The sequence below is a fragment of the Pseudomonas sp. LAMO17WK12:I5 genome, from assembly GCF_900215165.1.
In the GTDB taxonomy this organism is placed as follows: Bacteria; Pseudomonadota; Gammaproteobacteria; order Pseudomonadales; family Pseudomonadaceae; genus Aquipseudomonas; species Aquipseudomonas putida_A.
The window spans coordinates 32,160-52,281 of sequence record NZ_OBDS01000016.1 but is presented as its reverse complement, the minus strand read 5'-3'; the positions used below and the strand labels follow the sequence as shown (position 1 = coordinate 52,281).

General features: G+C 61.5%; 21 protein-coding genes. 9 read left to right on the top strand and 12 right to left on the bottom strand.

Annotated elements, in window-relative coordinates; genetic code table 11:
- Positions 1–40: 40 nt before the first annotated feature.
- From CRO59_RS25600 to CRO59_RS25585, 4 genes are read left to right on the top strand one after another with little or no spacing between them, the layout of a single operon-like run.
- A complete protein-coding gene (locus CRO59_RS25600; protein ID WP_097090199.1) occupies positions 41–523 on the top strand; it encodes a Fur family transcriptional regulator in 483 nt (160 codons plus the stop codon).
- Positions 523–1,308, top strand: a complete 786-nt coding sequence (gene znuC / locus CRO59_RS25595; RefSeq protein ID WP_027610233.1) for a zinc ABC transporter ATP-binding protein ZnuC — start codon at positions 523–525, stop codon at positions 1,306–1,308. Before CRO59_RS25600 ends, znuC begins: the two co-directional genes overlap by 1 nt.
- On the top strand, positions 1,301–2,089 hold the full coding sequence (znuB, locus tag CRO59_RS25590; protein WP_008081222.1) for a zinc ABC transporter permease subunit ZnuB: 789 nt from the start codon (positions 1,301–1,303) through the stop codon (positions 2,087–2,089). Before znuC ends, znuB begins: the two co-directional genes overlap by 8 nt.
- 37 nt (positions 2,090–2,126) lie before the next feature.
- The gene (locus tag CRO59_RS25585) at positions 2,127–2,840 is read left to right on the top strand and encodes a PA5502 family lipoprotein (protein ID WP_027610232.1); all 714 of its coding nucleotides are present in this window, start codon (positions 2,127–2,129) and stop codon (positions 2,838–2,840) included.
- Positions 2,841–2,933: 93 nt separating this feature from the next.
- Here CRO59_RS25585 and katE read toward each other — a convergent pair whose 3' ends face one another.
- Positions 2,934–5,075, bottom strand: a complete 2,142-nt coding sequence (gene katE, locus CRO59_RS25580; RefSeq protein ID WP_097090198.1) for a catalase HPII — start codon at positions 5,073–5,075, stop codon at positions 2,934–2,936.
- 260 nt (positions 5,076–5,335) lie between these two features.
- Between katE and CRO59_RS25575 the strand changes: the two genes are divergently transcribed.
- From CRO59_RS25575 to CRO59_RS25565, 3 genes are all read left to right on the top strand, one after another.
- Entirely contained in the window at positions 5,336–6,343 is a 1,008-nt protein-coding gene (locus CRO59_RS25575; RefSeq protein WP_027610230.1) for a methionine ABC transporter ATP-binding protein, read from the top strand.
- A complete protein-coding gene (locus tag CRO59_RS25570) occupies positions 6,343–7,017 on the top strand; it encodes a methionine ABC transporter permease (protein ID WP_096797317.1) in 675 nt (224 codons plus the stop codon). The genes CRO59_RS25575 and CRO59_RS25570 overlap by 1 nt, the downstream gene beginning before the upstream one ends.
- A 77-nt stretch (positions 7,018–7,094) precedes the next feature.
- The gene (locus CRO59_RS25565; RefSeq protein WP_097090197.1) at positions 7,095–7,865 is read left to right on the top strand and encodes a MetQ/NlpA family ABC transporter substrate-binding protein; all 771 of its coding nucleotides are present in this window, start codon (positions 7,095–7,097) and stop codon (positions 7,863–7,865) included.
- A 173-nt stretch (positions 7,866–8,038) separates the two neighbouring features.
- Here CRO59_RS25565 and CRO59_RS25560 read toward each other — a convergent pair whose 3' ends face one another.
- The 5 genes from CRO59_RS25560 to CRO59_RS25540 are packed head-to-tail and all read right to left on the bottom strand — an operon-like array spanning position 8,039 to position 11,947.
- Complete coding sequence (locus CRO59_RS25560; protein WP_007962772.1) at positions 8,039–8,674, bottom strand: SCO family protein; 636 nt, start codon at positions 8,672–8,674, stop codon at positions 8,039–8,041.
- On the bottom strand, positions 8,671–9,570 hold the full coding sequence (gene cyoE, locus CRO59_RS25555) for a heme o synthase (protein WP_003220336.1): 900 nt from the start codon (positions 9,568–9,570) through the stop codon (positions 8,671–8,673). Before cyoE ends, CRO59_RS25560 begins: the two co-directional genes overlap by 4 nt.
- Positions 9,558–10,637, bottom strand: a complete 1,080-nt coding sequence (locus CRO59_RS25550; RefSeq protein WP_097090196.1) for a heme A synthase — start codon at positions 10,635–10,637, stop codon at positions 9,558–9,560. Before CRO59_RS25550 ends, cyoE begins: the two co-directional genes overlap by 13 nt.
- A 10-nt stretch (positions 10,638–10,647) precedes the next feature.
- Complete coding sequence (locus tag CRO59_RS25545) at positions 10,648–11,241, bottom strand: hypothetical protein (protein WP_096797322.1); 594 nt, start codon at positions 11,239–11,241, stop codon at positions 10,648–10,650.
- Entirely contained in the window at positions 11,207–11,947 is a 741-nt protein-coding gene (locus CRO59_RS25540; RefSeq protein ID WP_096797314.1) for an SURF1 family protein, read from the bottom strand. The genes CRO59_RS25545 and CRO59_RS25540 overlap by 35 nt, the downstream gene beginning before the upstream one ends.
- Before the next feature lie 70 nt (positions 11,948–12,017).
- Here CRO59_RS25540 and CRO59_RS25535 point away from each other — a divergent pair, with 70 nt between their 5' ends.
- The gene (locus CRO59_RS25535; protein WP_097090195.1) at positions 12,018–12,221 is read left to right on the top strand and encodes a twin transmembrane helix small protein; all 204 of its coding nucleotides are present in this window, start codon (positions 12,018–12,020) and stop codon (positions 12,219–12,221) included.
- A 7-nt stretch (positions 12,222–12,228) separates the two neighbouring features.
- Here CRO59_RS25535 and CRO59_RS25530 read toward each other — a convergent pair whose 3' ends face one another.
- From CRO59_RS25530 to coxB, 4 genes are all read right to left on the bottom strand, one after another.
- Positions 12,229–13,116, bottom strand: coding sequence for a cytochrome c oxidase subunit 3 (locus CRO59_RS25530; protein WP_097090194.1), 888 nt, complete (start codon positions 13,114–13,116; stop codon positions 12,229–12,231).
- Between the two features lie 25 nt (positions 13,117–13,141).
- The gene (locus tag CRO59_RS25525) at positions 13,142–13,693 is read right to left on the bottom strand and encodes a cytochrome c oxidase assembly protein (RefSeq protein WP_041073722.1); all 552 of its coding nucleotides are present in this window, start codon (positions 13,691–13,693) and stop codon (positions 13,142–13,144) included.
- A gap of 129 nt (positions 13,694–13,822) precedes the next feature.
- On the bottom strand, positions 13,823–15,409 hold the full coding sequence (ctaD, locus tag CRO59_RS25520) for a cytochrome c oxidase subunit I (protein WP_041074772.1): 1,587 nt from the start codon (positions 15,407–15,409) through the stop codon (positions 13,823–13,825).
- A gap of 82 nt (positions 15,410–15,491) precedes the next feature.
- A complete protein-coding gene (coxB, locus tag CRO59_RS25515) occupies positions 15,492–16,619 on the bottom strand; it encodes a cytochrome c oxidase subunit II (RefSeq protein ID WP_027610220.1) in 1,128 nt (375 codons plus the stop codon).
- A 370-nt stretch (positions 16,620–16,989) separates the two neighbouring features.
- Here coxB and CRO59_RS25510 point away from each other — a divergent pair, with 370 nt between their 5' ends.
- Positions 16,990–17,622: a hypothetical protein gene (locus tag CRO59_RS25510; RefSeq protein ID WP_097090193.1), complete on the top strand. Its 633-nt coding sequence runs from the start codon at positions 16,990–16,992 to the stop codon at positions 17,620–17,622.
- A 137-nt stretch (positions 17,623–17,759) separates the two neighbouring features.
- Here the strand turns inward: CRO59_RS25510 and CRO59_RS25505 are convergent, their stop codons facing one another.
- Both CRO59_RS25505 and CRO59_RS25500 read right to left on the bottom strand, forming a co-directional pair.
- Positions 17,760–19,286: a SulP family inorganic anion transporter gene (locus CRO59_RS25505; protein WP_097090192.1), complete on the bottom strand. Its 1,527-nt coding sequence runs from the start codon at positions 19,284–19,286 to the stop codon at positions 17,760–17,762.
- Positions 19,287–19,376: 90 nt separating this feature from the next.
- Positions 19,377–20,108: a carbonic anhydrase gene (locus CRO59_RS25500; protein WP_027610217.1), complete on the bottom strand. Its 732-nt coding sequence runs from the start codon at positions 20,106–20,108 to the stop codon at positions 19,377–19,379.
- Between the last annotated feature and the right edge of the window lie 14 nt (positions 20,109–20,122).

The window sequence follows — 20,122 nt, the reverse complement described above, 5'->3', positions numbered from 1 at the left end:
GGTAACATAATAACGTCTCTATCAAAACGCGTCGCCGCCCATGCCTATTACACCGATTGCCAGCCGTCCCCACGACCACTCTCATTGCGTGCACAGCGCACTGACCGAGGCCGATACCTTGTGCGCCCAGAAAGGCCTGCGCCTGACTGCGTTGCGCCGGCGGGTGCTGGAACTGGTGTGGCAGAGCCACAAGCCACTGGGCGCCTACGACATTCTGGCGGTGCTCAGCGAGCAGGACGGCCGCCGCGCCGCGCCGCCGACCGTGTACCGTGCGCTGGATTTCCTTCTGGAAAACGGCTTGGTGCACCGCATCTCCTCGCTCAACGCTTTCGTCGGTTGTGTGCATCCCGAGCATGCGCATCAGGGCCAGTTCCTGATCTGCCGCGAGTGCCACGCCGCGATCGAGCTGGAACAGAAAGCCATCAGCGACGCGATCATCCACAGCGCCAGGGATGTCGGGTTCATCGTCGAAGCGCAGACCGTCGAAGTGGTCGGCCTGTGCTCCGGTTGCCAGGGGGCTTGATGAGCAACCCGTTGATCCGTCTTGAGCAGGTCGCCGTCACTTTTGCCGGGCAGACCGTGTTGGACAACATCGAGCTGAGCGTCGAACCGGGGCAGATCGTCACCCTGATCGGCCCCAACGGCGCCGGCAAGACCACCCTGGTGCGCGCCGTGCTTGGCCTGCTGAAGCCTGACAGCGGCAGCGTCTGGCGCAAGCCAAAACTGCGCGTCGGCTACATGCCGCAAAAGCTGCACGTCGATCCGACCTTGCCGCTGTCGGTACTGCGCTTCCTGCGCCTGGTGCCCGGCGTAGACCGTCCGCGTGCATTGGCGGCGCTCAAGGAAGTCGGCGCCGAACATGTCATCGACAGCCCGGTGCAAAGTGTTTCCGGTGGTGAAATGCAGCGCGTGCTGCTGGCTCGGGCGCTTTTGCGCGAGCCTGAGCTGCTGGTGCTGGATGAGCCGGTGCAGGGCGTCGATGTCGCCGGGCAGGCCGAGCTGTACAGCCTGATCACCCGCCTGCGTGACCGTCACGGCTGCGGCGTGCTGATGGTGTCCCACGATCTGCATCTGGTGATGAGCACCACCGATCAGGTGGTGTGCCTGAATCGCCACGTCTGCTGCTCCGGGCATCCCGAGCAGGTCAGCGGCGATCCGGCGTTTGTCGAGCTGTTCGGCAAGAATGCGCCGAGCCTGGCGATCTATCACCACCATCACGACCACGCCCACGACCTGCACGGTTCGGTGGTCAAGGCGCCCGGTGCGGGCCACACCCACGTTCACGGAGACCACTGCAAGCATGGCTGATTTTCTGTTGTATGCCCTGCTTGCAGGTCTGGCGCTGGCGCTGGTCGCCGGGCCGTTGGGTTCGTTCGTGGTCTGGCGGCGCATGGCCTACTTCGGCGACACCCTTTCCCACGCCGCGCTGCTCGGCGTGGCCCTGGGCTTTCTGCTGGATGTCAGCCCGACGGTCGCGGTGACCGTCGGCTGCCTGCTGCTGGCGGTGCTGCTGGTGACCTTGCAACAGCGTCAGCCGCTGGCCTCCGACACGCTTTTGGGAATTCTCGCACCGAGCACGCTCTCTCTCGGGCTGGTGGTACTAAGCTTCATGCATGAAGTGCGGATCGACCTGATGGCCTATCTGTTCGGCGACCTGCTGGCGATCAGCCCGACCGATCTGGCGTGGATCCTCGGCGGCAGCGCGGCGGTGCTGGTGTTGCTGGTGACGCTGTGGCGGCCGCTGCTGGCGATCACCGTGCATGAGGAATTGGCCAAGGTCGAAGGCCTGCCGGTGGCGGGCCTGCGCATGGCGCTGATGCTGTTGATTGCGGTGGTGATCGCGGTGGCGATGAAAATCGTCGGTGTGTTGCTGATTACTTCGCTGCTGATCATTCCGGCGGCTGCGGCACAACGTCACGCCCGCTCGCCGGAGCAGATGGCCGTGGGCGCGAGCCTGCTGGGCATGCTCGCCGTGTGTGGCGGGCTGGCGTTGTCCTGGTTCAAGGACACCCCGGCGGGGCCGTCGATCGTTGTGACGGCGGCCGCACTGTTTCTGCTGAGTTTTGTTCTGCCCCGTCGAGGGGTGTAGACTTGCTCGCTTTTTGCGCAATTAGAGAGTCGCAGGAATGAAGCCGTTCGCCTCCCGTTATCTGCTCCTTGTCGCATTTTCCGTGCTGCTGGGCGCCTGCCAAAGCACGCCGCCGGTGGCCGAAGCCCCCGACGCGCGGGCCACGGCCATCGCACAGCTGGAGCAAAGCCTGGCCAGCAGCGAACTGGCCACCGCCGAAGACCAACTGGCCGCCTTGCAGGCACAAACCCCCAACGATCAGTCCCTGGAGCAATACCAGCGCCAGTTGGCTGAGGCCTACCTGCGCCGCAGCCAGATCGTATTGCAAAAGGGTGATGTGAACGCCGCAGCCACTGCGCTGAGCCGTGCCCGTGCCCTGATGCCGAAAGCCCCGGCGCTGACCGGTGGCGTCAATGGTGCCATCACCGAAGCGCGCAAAGCCGAGCTGGAGAAAGCCGAAGCGGCGCTGCTGGCGGCCGAAGCCAAACCGAAAGCCAAGGTCATCGATCCGACTGCCGAAAGCACCACGGTGGCGCTGAACATCAACGATAGCCGCAAACTTCGCCGGCAACTCGACGCGATCGCCGCCGATGTGGTGAATTACGAGTGTGCCGTGAGCATCCAGGCGCCGCGTACCCAGGACTACCCTTGGCTGGCGACGTTGCTGAGCAAGCGGGTGAAGAAACTCAATCCGGATTTCGAGCTGCAGATCGAGAAGCAGATTCTGCGCACGGTGCCGGCGCAGATGGTCCTGAGCCCGCGTAAACCTTAAAAGCTTCGCGAGCAGGCTCGCTCCCACAGGTACAGCGTGAACCCTGTGGGAGCGAGCCTGCTCGCGAAAGCGTCCTCTCAGCCAGCCAAGAACTTAAGCTGGAATGGCCTTGGCCTTAGGCTCCCGCGCCCAGACCCGATGCTGCCCGATCGCCGCGAAGAACGGCTTGGTCAACCCCGGCACATCCTTACCCTGCAGCAGTCCTGCATCCGCTTCCAGCTTCAGTAGATCCTGCAACTCCTTGGCCTCGCCGTGCAGCGCAATCGCCTTCAGGTGCTTGTAGGCTTCCAGCAGGTAATGCAGCGCCACGCCGTCGCCACTCAACGCCTTGATCGACGCCGCACCACCCGGCACGAACACCGCATCGAAGATCACTGAAGGCATACCTTCCATGGATGCGTCCACCGGCAGGGCTTTGCCGTCGGCAGTCTTCACCGGTGCCGAAGTCGGGCCGAGCAGCTTGGCGTGCGCACCTTCTGCTTCCAAGGCCTTTTTCATCGCATCAATCGCTGCACCATCGACGCCGTTAGCGGCAAGAATCGCCACTTTGCGAGTTTTGATGTCCTCTGGCAGCAGATTCGCCTGACTCAGCGCTGGTGAATGATCGAACGAAGTCTCGCGCACCTCGACCGTGCCTTTGCTCGGCGCCGGCAACCCGAGGTTGGCCGCGACACGTTTGGCCAATTCCAGGTCAATGTTGGCGAGAATCTCATTCACCTGCCGTGCACGGATGAACTCGCGTTCGACCTTGCCCAGCTCGAAGCTGTAGGCGGCAATGATGTGCTCCTTCTCGTGCTCACTCATGCTGTTGAAGAACAGCCGCGCCTGCGAGAAGTGATCGCTGAACGACTCGCTGCGCTGGCGGATCTTGTTCGCATCGATGCGTTCCGGGTAGCTCTCGAAGCCGCCGTCCTGCGCGGCTGGCGGAGTCTCTTTCGGCCAGCCGCCATCAATCGAGTTCGGCTCGTAGGACGCGCGCCCCTTGTCGATCACCGTGCGGTGCTGCGCGTCGCGCTGGCCGTTATGGAATGGCGCCACCGGGCGGTTGATCGGCAGCTCATGAAAGTTCGGCCCACCGAGTCGGCTGATCTGCGTATCGGTGTAGGAAAACAGCCGGCCTTGCAGCAGCGGGTCATTGGAGAAATCGATGCCGGGCACGATGTGGCCCGGGCAGAATGCGACCTGCTCGGTCTCGGCAAAGAAGTTGTCCGGGTTGCGGTTCAGGGTCATCTTGCCCAGCGGGGTGATCGGCACGATTTCTTCGGGGATCAGCTTGGTCGGGTCGAGGATGTCGAAATCGAAGTCATGTTCGTTTTCCTCCTCGATGATCTGCACACCCAGCTCCCATTCCGGGTAGTCGCCCATCTCGATGGCTTCCCAGAGATCGCGACGGTGGTAGTCGGTGTCTTTACCGGCGAGCTTCTGCGCTTCGTCCCACACCAGCGAACAGGTGCCGGCAGTCGGGCGCCAGTGGAATTTGACGAAGCGCGATTTGCCCTCGGCGTTGACCAGGCGGAAGGTGTGCACGCCAAAGCCCTGCATGCTGCGCAGGCTTTTCGGGATTGCCCGGTCGGACATCGCCCAGATCACCATGTGCGCCGATTCCGGCACCAGCGAGACGAAGTCCCAGAACGTGTCGTGGGCCGAGCCGCCAGTGGGGATTTCGTTGTGCGGCTCGGGTTTCACCGCATGGACGAAGTCGGGGAACTTGATCGCGTCCTGAATGAAGAACACTGGCATGTTGTTGCCGACCAGATCGAAGTTGCCTTCGTCGGTGAAGAACTTCACCGCGAAACCGCGCACGTCGCGCACGGTGTCACCGGAACCGCGCGGTCCCTGCACGGTGGAAAAACGTACGAACACCGGAGTCTTTTTCCCCGGATCCTGTAGGAAGCCGGCCTTGGTCAGTGTCGAATGGTTCTCGTAGGCCTGAAAGAAACCATGCGCGCCAGTGCCGCGCGCGTGAACAATGCGCTCCGGAATGCGTTCGTGGTCAAAGTGCGTGATTTTCTCACGCATGATGAAGTCTTCCAGCAACGACGGCCCGCGCGGGCCGGCCTTGAGGGTGTTCTGGTTATCGGCGACCTTCACCCCTTGGTTGGTGCGCAGGGCCTGGCCGGTAGCGTCGGAGCGAAATTTCTCCAGGCTGTCGAGTTTGGCGTTGGTGTTGGCGCGATCCTTGGTATCGGTTCCGGCCAGCTGGCTTTTGTCGGTCGTAGGTTTCTTGCTGCTCATCAGACGTAAACTCCTCGGTTGACCCCGTTTCAACGGGGACTCTTGAGCGTTTCCGGGCACGGTTACCCAGGGTTTCAAGTCGCTTAACTAGTGACCAATGAGCAGGAACGGGCGTTCCTTTTTTATGACCTTTGATCTTGTTATTGCCAAATCGAAGGTTAATTGCGAAATAAATGCTAAGAACCTCTATACGGACAGGCTAAAATGCGCGCCCGGCTAACCGCTGATCCTTTTCTAACGCGCCCCACAAGGTTCGCTACGTGATCGAGTTTCAAAACGTCCACAAAACTTACCGCGTCGCCGGTAAGGACATCCCCGCCCTGCACCCGACCAGTCTTTCGATTGAAAACGGTCAGGTCTTCGGCCTGATCGGCCATTCCGGTGCGGGCAAAAGTACCCTGCTGCGTCTGATCAATCGCCTGGAAGATTCCAGCGGCGGCAAGATCATCGTCGACGGCGAAGAAGTCACCGCGCTGGACGCCAACGGCCTGCGTCGTTTCCGCCAGCAGGTCGGGATGATCTTCCAGCACTTCAACCTGCTCGCCTCCAAGACCGTGGCCGACAACGTTGCGCTGCCGCTGACCCTGGCCGGCGAACTGTCGAGCAGTGAAATCAATCAACGCGTCGCCGAGTTGCTGGCCCGGGTCGGTCTGTCCGATCACGCCAAAAAGTACCCGGCACAATTGTCCGGCGGCCAGAAACAGCGCGTCGGCATCGCCCGCGCCCTGGCGACCAAGCCGAAAATTCTGCTGTGCGACGAGGCCACCAGCGCCCTCGACCCGCAGACCACTGCGTCGGTTCTGCAACTGCTGGCCGAGATCAATCGTGAACTGAAGCTGACCATCGTCCTGATCACCCACGAGATGGATGTGATCCGTCGCGTCTGCGATCAGGTGGCAGTGATGGATGCCGGCGTGATCGTCGAGCAAGGTTCGGTGGCCGATGTGTTCCTGCATCCGCAGCACCCGACCACCAAGCGTTTCGTTCAGGAAAGCGAGCAGATCGACGAAAGCGAACAGCGCGATGACTTCGCTCACGTACCGGGTCGCATCGTGCGTCTGACCTTCCAGGGCGAAGCGACCTACGCGCCGTTGCTCGGTACCGTGGCCCGGGAAACCGGGGTCGACTACAGCATCCTCGCCGGTCGCATCGACCGCATCAAAGACATTCCTTACGGGCAATTGACCCTCGCCGTCACCGGTGGCGACATGGAAGCGGCGTTCGCCCGCTTCACCGCCGCTGACGTTCATATGGAGGTGCTGCGTTAATGGAAATGCTCAAGGCTTTCTTCGAGAACATCGATTGGCTGGAAATCTGGCTGGCCACGGGCGACACCCTGCTGATGCTCGGTGGTTCGCTGCTGTTCACCGTATTGCTCGGCCTGCCGCTGGGTGTGCTGCTATTCCTCTGCAGCCCGCGTCAGTTGCTGGAAAACCGTGGCCTCTACGCCTTCATGTCGTTGGCGGTAAACATCCTGCGTTCGTTGCCATTCATCATTCTGCTGATCGTGATGATTCCGTTCACCGTGCTGATCACCGGCACTTCGCTGGGCGTGGCCGGTGCGATTCCGCCGTTGGTGGTGGGTGCGACGCCGTTCTTCGCGCGTCTGGTGGAAACCGCGCTGCGTGAAGTCGATCGCGGCATCATCGAAGCCACCCAGTCGATGGGTGCGACCACCCGGCAGATCATCATGAACGCCTTGCTGCCGGAGGCCCGTCCGGGCATCTTCGCAGCGATTACGGTGACCGCGATTACTCTGGTGTCCTACACGGCGATGGCCGGTGTGGTCGGCGCCGGTGGTCTGGGTGACCTGGCGATCCGTTTCGGCTACCAGCGGTTCCAGACGGATGTGATGATCGTCACCGTGGTGTTGCTGCTGATTCTGGTACAAGTGCTGCAAATGGTCGGCGACCGACTGGTCGTGCATTTCTCGCGCAAATAACCGGTTTTTGTAATCAAGAGATGAGCCGGCCATTCGCTGGCAGGCGCCAGACGGGCGCCTCATAAGGAGTTAGCTGAATGAAAAAACTGATCGCTGCTTTCGCTGCCGTAGCCGCTTTTTCGGCCCACGCTGAAACCCTGACCGTTGCCGCTACCCCGGTGCCGCACGCGGAAATCCTCGAATTCGTGAAGCCGGCCCTGGCCAAAGAAGGCGTGGATCTGAAGGTCAAGGTCTTCACCGACTACATTCAGCCGAACGTGCAGGTGGCTGAAAAGCGCCTGGACGCCAACTTCTTCCAGCACCAGCCATACCTTGATGAGTTCAACAAGGCCAAGGGCACCAGCCTGGTGGCGGTGACCGGCGTGCATCTGGAGCCGCTGGGCGCCTACTCGAACAAGATCAAGGATCTGAAGGATCTGCCAAGCGGCGCCAACGTGGTGATCCCGAACGACGCCACCAACGGCGGCCGTGCGCTGTTGCTGCTGGCCAAGGCTGGCCTGATCACCCTGAAGGATCCGACCAACATTCTGTCGACCCCGAAAGACATCGCGCAGAACCCGAAAGACCTGAAAATCCGTGAACTGGAAGCCGCGACCATCCCGCGCGTGCTGACCCAGGTCGATCTGGCGCTGATCAACACCAACTACGCGCTGGAAGCCAAACTAGATCCGTCCAAGGACGCGCTGGTGATCGAAGGCAACGACTCGCCGTACGTCAACATCCTGGTGTCCCGTGCGGACAACAAGGACAGCGCCGCGATGCAGAAACTGGCGGCTGCGCTGCACAGCCCGGAAGTGAAGCAATTCATCACCGAGAAGTACAAAGGCGCGGTATTGCCGGCGTTCTGATTTAGATTGCTGCAACGAAAAGGGGGCGCCATGAGCGCCCCCTTTTTTGTGCCCGGAACACCGTCCCTGTGGGAGCGGGCTTGCTCGCGAATGCGTTGTGTCGGCCAACATTTCTTTATCTGACCCATTGCATTCGCGAGCAAGCCCGCTCCCACAATGGTTCAGTGTTGTTGCTACTTGCGGTTAAGCATTACCGGGAGCTGCGCAACCAGTTTGGCGTTGTTCAGCGGCGCCCGGATGAACCCACGCTGCGTCCCGTCCGGGCCGATCACCGCCAGGTTGCCACTGTGATCCACCGTGTAATTCGGTTTGCTGGTATCGGCCGGAATGAACGGAATACTCACCGCATTCGCGACCTTCTGCAGTTCTTCGATCGACTTCGGCGTCAGGCCCACGAACTGTGGATCGAAGTAGCCCAGGTACTGCTTCAACTGCTGCGGATTATCGCGGTTCGGGTCGACGCTGACCAGCACGATCTGCAACTTATCCACCGCGTCTTTGGGCAATTCGCTCTTGATCTGGCGCAGTTGGGCGAGGGTGGTCGGGCAGATGTCCGGGCAGAAGGTGTAGCCGAAGAACAGCAGGCTCCACTTGCCTTTCAACTCGTCGATGGCGACCGGTTGGCCGTCCTGATTGGTCATGGTCACGCCCGGCAGGGTGCGGCTCTGCGGCAGCAGGATGATGCCGGCGTCGATCAGCGCGGTGGGGTCGCCCTGGCCCTTGCCACTCAGCACTTTGTTGACGGTAAGTCCCAGGATCAGCGCGATCACGGCGACGAGGATGAAGACGGTTTTCTGGGTTCGAGTCATAGGTTCAACAGTAAGTAGTGGTCTACGAGCAGGGCGATGAACAACAGGAACAAGTAATAAATAGAGTACTTGAAGGTGTTGATCGCCGCGTGCGGCCGAGTGCCACGGTACAGCACCACGGCCCATTGCAGAAACCTTGCGCCCAGCGCCAGGGCGCAGATGAGGTAGAGCACGCCGCTCATGTGGATCACGTACGGCAGCAGGCTCACCGCGAGCAGCGCGAAGGTGTACAGCAGAATGTGCACTTTGGTGTAGTGCTCGCCGTGGGTTACCGGCAGCATCGGGATGTCGGCCTTGGCGTACTCCTCCTTGCGATGGATCGCCAGCGCCCAGAAATGCGGCGGGGTCCAGGCGAAGATGATCAGCACCAGCAGCAACGGTTCGGCGCTGACGTGACCGGTGGCGGCGGTCCAGCCGAGCAGCGGAGGGGCGGCGCCGGCAAGACCGCCGATGACGATGTTCTGTGGCGTCGCGCGTTTGAGGAAACCGGTGTAGATCACCGCGTAGCCGAGTAACGAAGCGAGGGTCAGCCACGCGGTCAGCGCATTGGTGAACGTCAGCAGCATCGCCTGCCCGAGCAGCGCCAGCACCAGCGCAAAGGTCAGCGCCGCTGCCGGCGAAACCCGGCCCTCGGCCAATGGCCGTTTGTGGGTGCGCGCCATCACCGCGTCGATACGCCGATCCACCACATGATTGACCGCCGCCGCGCCGCCGGCACACAACGCAATCCCCAGATTGCCAAACACCAGCACCGTCCACGGCACCCCGGCGCGGGTCGCGAGGAACATGCCGACCAGCGAGGTGATCAGCATCAGCACCACCACTTTCGGCTTGGTCAGCTCCAGATAGTCACGCCACAGCGCTTGCGCGGGACGTTCGCCGATCAGAAGCGCCATGGCGTTTCTCCTTTTATCGTGATGGGCGCAGCCGAATGTTTACGTGGGCTCAAACGCCAGCGCGCCAACATTGGCTGTTTGACCCGAACCAGACTGGTGCGCGCGTGGTAATTGACCAGCACCATGGTCAGCAGTAGCGCGGCGCCACCGGCGTTGTGGGCCACGGCCACCGGCAGCGGCAGATGGAACAGCACGTTGCTGATGCCGAGGGTGATCTGTGCGCCGAGGGCAATGACGACTAGCCCGGCCAAACGCGCCATGCCGACAGCCCTGAGTTGCCAGGCCAGACCGAGCAGGACGATCGTCACCAGCAGCGCGCCGATGCGGTGGGTCAGGTGAATCGCTGTGCGTGCATCGCTGTCGAGTTGGCCGCCGAGATAATTGGGGCCGATGTGCTGGGTCAGGTGAAAGCCGTTGGCAAAGTCCGCCGGTGGCAGCCATTGACCGTGGCAGGTCGGGAAGTCGATGCAGGCCACCGCCGCGTAGTTGGAACTGACCCAACCACCCAGTGCGATCTGGCCGATCACCAGCAACAGCCCCGCCGTTGCCCAATACTGCAAGCGCTTGGGCACGGTCAGTGCCGGCAGCACCCCGGACAATCGCAACGTCAGCAAAAACAACAGACTCAAGGTCGCAAAACCGCCGAGCAGATGTCCGGTGACCACTTGCGGCCAGAGCTTGAGCGTCACCGTCCACATGCCGAACGCCGCTTGGGCGAACACCACCGCCAGCAGAAACAGTGGCAGCTTCAGCGGCTGCCCAGGATGACGACGATTGACCCAGGCGCGCCCGGCCAGAATCGAAATCAGCAGGCCGAGAGTGCCGGCGAAGTAGCGGTGGATCATCTCGTTCCAGCCCTTGTGCGCCACCACCGGCGAGTCGGGGTAATGCAGCTCGGCATGCGCCAGTTGGGCTTCGCTTTTCGGCACGCTGATAAAACCGTAACAGCCCGGCCAGTCCGGACAGCCCAAGCCTGCGTGGGTCAGGCGGGTGTAGGCGCCGAGCAGCACGACGATCAGTGCCAGCAGGGTGGCAAACAGCGCGAGGCGAAATCCAGGTTTGGCCATGACGATGCCCTTATCCGATGTTCGACAGTTTCAGCAGGTGGCGCAGGTCGTTGAGCAGATCCTTGCCCTTCACACTCGGCTCGTAACGCAGCACCAAGTTGCCGTGGGGGTCGATGATCCACAGCTGCGGCGTGGCCTTGTCGCCGGTGGCCTTGCTCAACGCTGCGCTGTCCAGCGGGTAGCGTTGCAGCTGCGGGTATTCGCGGCTCAGCTTGGCTTCGTAGTCGGCGCTCAGCGGTTGGGCAGCGGCGAGGGCGTGGCTGGCGCGACCGGCGTCGCGACCGAGGCCGATCTGGATCTGCCGGGCGAGGTACACCAGTTGCTGGCAGTCCACCGCGCAATCCTTCGGCGCGGTCACCAGCATCTGCCAGCGCTGTTCATCGGCTTGCACGCCGAGGTCGGCGCGGGTCTGGCCGTTGCCGATCAGTTCGCCGTGGTAGCTGCGACCTTCCGGCACCCAGAACTGCAATTTGTACATGCCGGTAGCGAGGATCATCGGGCCGACCACGCCGAGCACAATCAGCAGCAGCTGAATCCGCCCGCGGCGGCGGGTGGCCGGGGTTTTCGCCTCAGACATGCTGGGTGGATTCATGGCCGTTCCCATGGTGTTTCTCCTTTGCGTTGTGCAATCCAAGGTAGAGGTAGAGGCCGAGCAGGGCGGTGGCCATGGCGAACCACTGCACGGCGTATCCAAGGTGTTTTTCCGGGCCCATGGCGACAACCGGCCAGTCGGCCTCATAGCTGGCGGGGCCGGGTTCGGCACGAAGTTCGTAGGCGAAGCCGTCGCGTTCGAGGGTTTTCCACAGCTTCGCCGGCTCGACGGCGGTGATCGTTTGCGGCCAGGTGCTGCTGGCCGGGTCGGCGTGCAACTGGAAGGTTGCGCCGGGGGCGACGTAGACCCAGGCGTCCAGGTTGACCGTGTCGGCGGGGGTGGAAAATTTTGGTGTTACCCGGCGATCCGGCCATGGCAACCAGCCGCGATTGACCAGCAGCCACTGGCCGGTGGCCCGATCCTGAAACGGTTGCAGCAGCTCGATACCGACCTTGCCGTTGCGCTGGCGGTTGTCGAGCAGCAGGCTGTGGGCGCCATCGAACTGGCCGTACAGATGCACACGGCGAAAGGCCGGGTCGGCGCTGTGCAGCAATTCGCTGCTGGCCATCGGATCAGCCGCGCGGCGCTCGGCGTAAGTGGCGAGCAGGGCGGTTTTCTCCGCGCCCCGACCGAGCTGCCAGAAACCCAGCGACACCAGCAGCGGCAGCAACAGCGCCACCACCACGGTCGGTATCACGCCCGGCCGGAAGCGCTTCATGGCCGTGCCACAAAGTCAGTCGTCGCGATCGCTATACTCAACTGCATCGCCTGTCCCCCGGAGTCTTCCCATGCTCAAAGCAGCCATCGTCCTGCTGCTGATTGCCACGGTGATCAGCCTGTTCAGCGGCCTGTTTTACCTGGTCAAGGACGACAGCAGCTCCAATCGCCTGGTGATCGCCTTGAGTGTTCGGGTGGCACTGGCCGCTGCCACCGTCGGCTTGATCGCCTGGGGCTTCTACAGCGGCCAACTGGTGTCGCACGCGCCTTGGTGATCAGTGCTCAGAGCACGTAAACGAAGATGAACAGGCCGATCCACACCACATCAACGAAGTGCCAGTACCAGCTCGCCGCCTCGAAGCCGAACTGATGCTCGGCATCGAAATGGCCCTTCATGATGCGCATCAGCATCACGAACAGAATGATCGTGCCGATGGTCACGTGGGCGCCGTGGAAACCGGTGAGCATGAAGAACGTCGCGCCGTAGATGCCCGAACCCAGGGTCAGGCCCAGTTCGTGGTAGGCGTGCATGTATTCCTCGGCCTGCAAGGCGAGGAAGCCGCAGCCCAATAGAACGGTGATCGCCAGCCAGATTTTCAGTGCGCCGCGATGGCCCTTTTTCAAGGCATGGTGGGCGATGGTGATGGTCACGCTGGAGCTGACCAGCAGGATCGTGTTGATCAGCGGCAGGCCCCACGGGCTGATGACTTCCTTGGGCGGCGGGAACAGTTTCGGGTCCGGGGTGTGCAGCAGCGGCCAGGTGAACTGGAAGTTCGGCCAGAGCATGTGCGCGATGCCTTTCGGGCCTTCGCCGCCCAGCGCCGGGCCGGAAATGTGCCGCACATAGAACAGTGCGCCGAAGAAGGCGACGAAGAACATCACCTCGGAAAAGATGAACCAGCTCATGCCCCAGCGGAACGAGCGATCGAGCTGCGGGCTGTACAGCCCGGCACGACTTTCCTTGATCACCGCCCCGAACCAGCCGAACAGCATGTACGCCAGCAACAGCCCACCGACGAAAAAGATGTACGGGCCGTGGGATTCCGGGCGCGCTGCCTTCAGATCGTTGAACCAGGTCGCCAGGCCGTACACGGTGATCGCCATGCCGAAGGTGGCGATGATCGGCCATTTGCTCTGGGCCGGGACGTAATAGTGCTCATGAGTTGCCATTTATTGTTCTCCTTATCGGGCACGCTTAACCGCCAGTGTTTGCAGCCACCGGAGGATGTCGGGCGGTGATATCGAACAGCGTGTAGGACAGCGTCAGGTGCTTCACGTCCTTGGGCATGTCGCGGTCAACGATGAAACGCACCGGCATCTCGATCTGCTGACCCGGCTGCAGCACCTGCTGGGTAAAGCAAAAGCATTCGGTCTTGTGGAAATACGCCGCCGCATTGCTCGGCGCGATGCTCGGCACGGCTTGCGCACTCATCGGTTTGTCGGTGGGATTGCGTGCGACGAAGATCATCTCGTTGACCGCGCCGGGGTTGGCGGTCAACTCGTCGTGCTTGGGGTAGAACTCCCACGGCATGTCGATGTTGTTGGTCGACAGGAACTGCACGCGCACCTGGCGCGAGCTGTCCACCACCTGCTCGCCCTCGTACTGCCCGGCGGTCTTGCCGTTGATGCCGAAGGCCTTGCACATCACGTCGTAGATCGGCACCAAGGCAAAGCCGAAGACAAACATTGCCACCACCACGCCGAGCAGACGGGTGACCAGTTTTTTCAGCGAGATCGAATCAGCCATGTTTGTCAGCCTCCACCGAGATCCCCTGTGGGAGCGGGCTTGCTCGCGAATGCAATTCATCATTCAACCCATGAGTTGAATGATCTGACGCATTCGGGAGCAAGCCCCCTCCCACAAAGGCAAGGCGTTTCATTTCACTTCCGGCGGCGTAGTAAAGGTGTGATACGGCGCCGGTGACGGCACGCTCCACTCCAGGCCTTCGGCGCCATCCCACGGTTTCGCCGGGGCTGGCGCGCCACCGCGAATGGTCTTGATCACGATGAACAGGAAGAAGATCTGCGTAGCGCCGAACATGAACGCGCCGATCGAGGAAACCATGTTGAAGTCGGCGAACTGCAGGTTGTAGTCCGGAATCCGCCGCGGCATTCCCGCCAGCCCCACAAAGTGCATCGGGAAGAAGGTCAGGTTCATGCCGACGAACGATAGCCAGAAGTGCAGCTTGCCGAGGGTTTCGTCGTACATGTGCCCGGTCCACTTCGGCAGCCAGTAATAGGCCGAAGCGAAGATCCCGAAGATCGCCCCCGGCACCAGCACGTAGTGGAAGTGCGCGACCACGAAGTAGGTGTCCTGGTACTGGAAGTCCGCCGGGGCAATGGCCAGCATCAGCCCGGAAAAACCGCCGATCGAGAACAGGATCACGAACGCCACGGCAAACAGCATCGGCGTCTCGAAGGTCAGCGACCCCTGCCACATGGTGCTGGCCCAGTTGAACACCTTCACCCCGGTGGGCACGGCGATGAGCATGGTCGCGTACATGAAGAACAGCTCGCCCACCAGCGGGATGCCGACCACGAACATGTGGTGCGCCCAGACGATGAACGACAGGAACGCGATGCTCGCCGTGGCGTAGACCATCGAGGTGTAGCCGAACAGCGGCTTGCGCGAGAAGGTCGGGATGATCTGGCTGACGGCGCCGAAGGCCGGCAGGATCATGATGTACACCTCGGGGTGGCCGAAGAACCAGAACACGTGCTGGAACAGCACCGGGTCACCGCCACCGGCGGCACTGAAGAAACTGGTGCCGAAGTGGATGTCCATCAGCATCATCGTCACGCACCCGGCCAGCACCGGCATCACCGCGATCAGCAGGAACGCGGTGATCAGCCAGGTCCAGACGAACAGCGGCATTTTCATCAGGGTCATGCCGGGGGCGCGCAGGTTGAGGATGGTGGCGATCACGTTGATCGCACCCATGATCGAACTGATCCCCATCAGGTGGATGGCGAAGATGAAGTAGGTGACGCTTTCCGGCGCGTAGGTGGTGGACAGCGGCGCATAGAACGTCCAGCCGAAGTTCGGCCCGCCACCGGCGGTAAACAGGGTCGAGACCAGCAGCAGGAACGCCGCCGGCAGCAGCCAGAAGCTGAAGTTGTTCATCCGTGGCAGGGCCATGTCTGGCGCGCCGATCATCAACGGGATCATCCAGTTGGCGAGGCCGACGAACGCCGGCATCACCGCGCCGAAGACCATCACCAGGCCGTGCATGGTGGTCATCTGGTTGAAGAACGCCGGCTCGACGATCTGCAGCCCGGGCTGGAACAGCTCGGCGCGGATCACCATGGCGAACGTGCCGCCGAGCAGGAACATGCAGAACGCGAACCACAGGTACAGCGTGCCGATGTCCTTGTGGTTGGTGGTCAGCACCCAACGCATCAGGCCTTTGGCGGGGCCGTGGGCGTGGTCGGCATGACCGTGGTCATCGATTACAGCGCTCATGGCCGGTCTCCTTTACGTGAGTGGACGGGGCGGGCCGGGGCGCATTGCCCCGACCGATTCACGAAGTACGCGATAGACCGGCTCATTTGCTTTCCGCCTGTTTGAGCTCAAGCACTTCTTTTGGCGTGACCATGTCGCCCTTGTTGTTGCCCCAGGCGTTACGTTCGTAGGTCACCACCGCTGCGATATCGACTTCCGACAACTGCTTGCCGAACGCTGCCATGGCGGTGCCAGGTTTGCCGAAGTACACGCGGTGCAGATGGTCGGCTTTCGGCCCGGTGGCAATCGGTGAGCCCTTGAGCGCCGGGAACATCGGCGGCAGGCCCTGGCCTTCGGCCTGGTGACAGGCCACGCAGGTGGTGTGATAGATCTTGTCGCCGCGCTCTTTAAGCTCGTCCAGCGTCCATTCCTTGCTGGTCAGCTCTTTGAGCTGCGCGGCTTCGGCTTTGCGGTCGGCAAGCCACTTGTCGTAGTCGGCCTTCTCTTTGACGTCGACCACGATCGGCATGAAGCCGTGATCCTTGCCGCACAACTCGGCGCACTGGCCACGGTAGAGGCCGGGCTTGTCGATGCGCGTCCAGGCTTCGTTGACGAACCCGGGGATCGCATCGCGCTTGACCGCGAAGGCCGGCACCCACCAGGAGTGGATAACGTCGGCGGAGGTCACGAGGAAGCGCACCTTGGCGCCGACCGGCAGCACCAGCGGCTTGTCGACTTCGAGCAGGTAGTGCTCGCCCTTGGCTTCCTTGTTGTGGATCTGTTCGGCGGGGGTGGCCAGGTTGCTGAAGAACTCGACATCCTGACCCAGGTATTTGTAGTGCCACTTCCACTGATAGCCGGTGATCTGGATATCGATATCCGGCTCACTGGTGTCGTACATGCGGATCAGGGTGGCGGTCGCCGGAACGGCCATCGCTACCAGGATCAGCAGCGGCACGACCGTCCAGAGAATCTCGACGGTGGTACTTTCGTGGAATTTTGCGGCGACCTGCCCGGTCGAGCGGCGATGCACGATCATCGACCAGAACATGGCGCCGAAGACGATGATCCCGATCACCACACAGATCCAGAAAATGGTCATGTGCAGGTCGAATACTGCGTGACTGATTTCAGTCGCTCCAGGCGCCATATTCACAGTCCAGGCCGCTTGAGCCGGGCTGAAAATCGACCACAACAGGAGGCCCATCCAGACGTGTGGATGTCGCATCATTGCGGGTTCCCCTTATCGTTCTTGTTATCCCGTAGGCGCAACGCCTTCGGCAAGGGAGCGGCTGCATCAGACTACGAACTTGAATCGCCGGGCCTTGCTGCGTGGGCAGTCGGGCGTCATCAGCTAACTCCATTCAATGGCGAGTATAGACAGCCATCGGGAATTGCAATGTCGACGCGTTAATGATCTGAAACAGCCGGGGCTTGCGCTCAAGGGTGCGAATGGAGAAGGATGCAGACGAGTGGCGGCAAACTGATATAACGCAGGTGTATCAAGGATGAAATAATTATGACAAATGCGTCTTAGCATTTTTCGTAAGCCAGCTAAGTTATGTCTTCCCTATTTCATTGCCTTGTTTCCTGGAGTTTTCATGAACACCGCCGCATTGCGCGAGCAGATTCAAAAAGCCCGACAAACCGAAAACGAAACCGGACGGCTCAAGCGTCAGCTGGAAGCCAAACTGCCTCATCTGCATTCCGCCATCCAGTTGCCAGACGCCAACCGCGAAGAAGCGTTGACCAGTTTCGTCACCGCCTATATCGATGAAGTACCAGACATGCTGGACGCAGCCAATGAAGTTGCCAGGGAAGCGGGAATCGAGTCGCAGATCAAACCGGTGCTGAAAATCGCCGAGCAGTACTTCCTCCAGCCGCCGGTCGGTCTGGACAGCCTGCTGGATGAAGCCTATCTGGCGCACCGCTTTGTCGAAGAGGTCAACGACCTGTACATCAAGCACCTCGGCCAGCCACTGATCCCCTTGGACATGACGGTCGCCAATCTGATTGCTCACCAATTGCTCGGTGAGGAATTTGCCAATCAACTGGACGAAGTGGTGCATCACACTATCGACGAGATGCTCGACGAAGAGAGTTTTGCCCTGGAATCGGTAGAGGCCTACCGCGACAAACTGAGCAGCCCGGATACCGGTGCTGCGTGGAAGCGCTGGCCATGCATGGGCCGTCGCTTGGGTGTGGGCCTGGAGCTGGACCAGCCTGCCGCGTAATCCTCATACGCCATAGATCCAATGTGGGAGCGAGCCTGCTCGCGAATGCGGTCGATCATTCAACATCTTCTGTTGGCTGATACATCGCTTTCGCGAGCAGGCTCGCTCCCACAGGGTTTGTATGCACAACGGGTTTTTTAGCCGGCCGCGCCGATCCCGGTATTGGTCCGAACCCGCCCCTCCAACCGTCGCTTCAACCCGCGCGACTCGATCAACAGCTTCGACCCCTTCGCCGCATTCGCCCGGCCCCACTCTTCCAGCAACTCCAGACACGAATGGTCGATGTAGCTCAGGTTATTGAGCGGCACATGCACCGTCGTGCCCGCCGGAATGCTCCCCAGCACCTGAGTCAGCGCCGGTACCTTGAGGAAGGTCGCCGCGCCGACCAGACGCAATTCCATCTCACCGTCCTGCGGCAGATCGATCAGGCTGATCTTCAATCGCGAAGCCTTGAACGCCAGTTTCAACATCGTCAAACCGAAACCGATCAACACACCGGTCAGCAGGTCGGTGAAGATGATCGCCAGCGCCGTGGCGGCATAGGTGAACATCGGCATCCGCCCGTAACGGCCCAGTCCGCGAAAGGCTTTCAAGTCCACCAGTTTGAACCCGGTGTACACCAACACGCCTGCCAGACTCGCCACCGGAATGCTTTGCAGCACGCTCGACAGCAACAGCACGAACGCCAGTAGCCACAGACCATGGAAGATCGTCGAGTAACGGGTGGTTGCACCGGCCTGGACGTTGGCCGAGCTGCGCACGATCACCCCGGTCATCGGCAGCGCACCGAGCAGACCGCAGAGCATGTTGCCGACACCTTGCGCCGACAGCTCACGGTCGAAGTCCGAGCGCACGCCGTTGTGCATGCGATCCACCGCTGCGGCGGACAGCAGCGTTTCGGCGCTGGCGATGAACGCCACGGCAAAAGCCGCAATCAGCAGGGTTGGATCAGCGAGGCTGAGCAAGTCCGCCGGTTTCAGCCAGTCAATGGCTTCGGCGAGGTTCTCCGGTACCTCAACCCGTTTGACCTGCAACGCCAGCAACAGGCTGGCGCCGGTCGCCAGGCCAACACCGAGCAGCGCACCAGGAATGAAGCGCAGCGAATGCGGGCGAAATTTCTCCCACAGCCACATCACCGCAATGGTCGCCAGGCCGAGCAAGCCGGCCTGCCAGCCGAACGACGGCAAGGCTTGCGCCACTGCGCCGGGGAAGGCCGTGAGGTTATCCAGCCCGGACGGTTGTGGCTTGGCATCGAGCATCACATGCACCTGCGACAGAACGATCAGCACGCCGATCCCCGCGAGCATGCCGTAGACCACCGCTGGCGCCGTGACCCGAAACCAGCACCCGAGCTTCAGGCGCCCGGCCACCAGTTGCAGGAAACCCGCAAGCAACAGAATCGGCCCGAGCATCTCGATCCCGTGCTGGCGCACCAGCTCGAACACCAACACCGCCAGACCGGCCGCCGGCCCGCTGACCTGCAACGGCGAGCCTGCCAGCCAACCCACCACCAGACCGCCGATGATCCCGGTGATCAGACCTTTGGCCGGCGGCAACCCGGAAGCGATCGCAATGCCCATGCACAAAGGCAGCGCGACCAGAAACACAACCACCGAAGCCAGCAGCTCCCGTGGCAACACCGCTTTCAATTGAGCAGCACGCATGATGACTCTCCCGAAGTTTTCTTCAGGCATGGCTTCGCCGAACCGCTGAAACAGCGGCCGGCATCAAACCACACAGATTTTTAGGAGGATTTAGAAGCGCGCTTTGGGCGTCGCCACCGGAATCGGATGGCTGCCGTCGAGCGGCAGGAAGCGTCCCTGATCCGCGTCGTAAGCCTTGATTTCGCTGGTTTCGATGTTGTAGACCCAGCCATGGATGAACAGCTGACCGTTCGCCATGCGTGAGGCTACCGAAGGATGGGTACGCAAGTGCTGCAGTTGGGCGATGACGTTCTCCTCGGTGAGGATCGGCATACTTTCTTTTTCTTCGGTGCAGTTACAGTTTTCGTGCACCATGGTTTTTGCCACTTCGGCGTGGCGCAACCAGGCTTTGACCGTCGGCATTTTTTCCAGGCTGTCCGGATTGAGCACTGCGCGCATGGCACCGCAATCGGAGTGGCCGCAGATGATGATGTGTTGCACGCCCAGCGCCAGTACCGCGTATTCGATGGCAGTGGAAACGCCACCGTTCATCTGGCCGTAAGGCGGTACAACGTTGCCGACGTTACGGGTCACGAACAGATCGCCTGGCGAACTCTGGGTGATCAGCTCGGGCACGATGCGCGAGTCGGCGCAGGTGATGAACATTGCCCGTGGCGATTGCGCCGTGGCGAGTTTCTTGAAGAGTTCTTCCTGCTGCGGGAAGACCTCATGATGAAAATGCAAAAAGCCGTCAACGATCGTACGCAACGCTGCATCGGCGGATTCCGCCCCAGGGACGGCTTGCGCCGACGCAGCCAACGGCTGTTTATCCTTGTCACTCATGATTCATCCTCTTT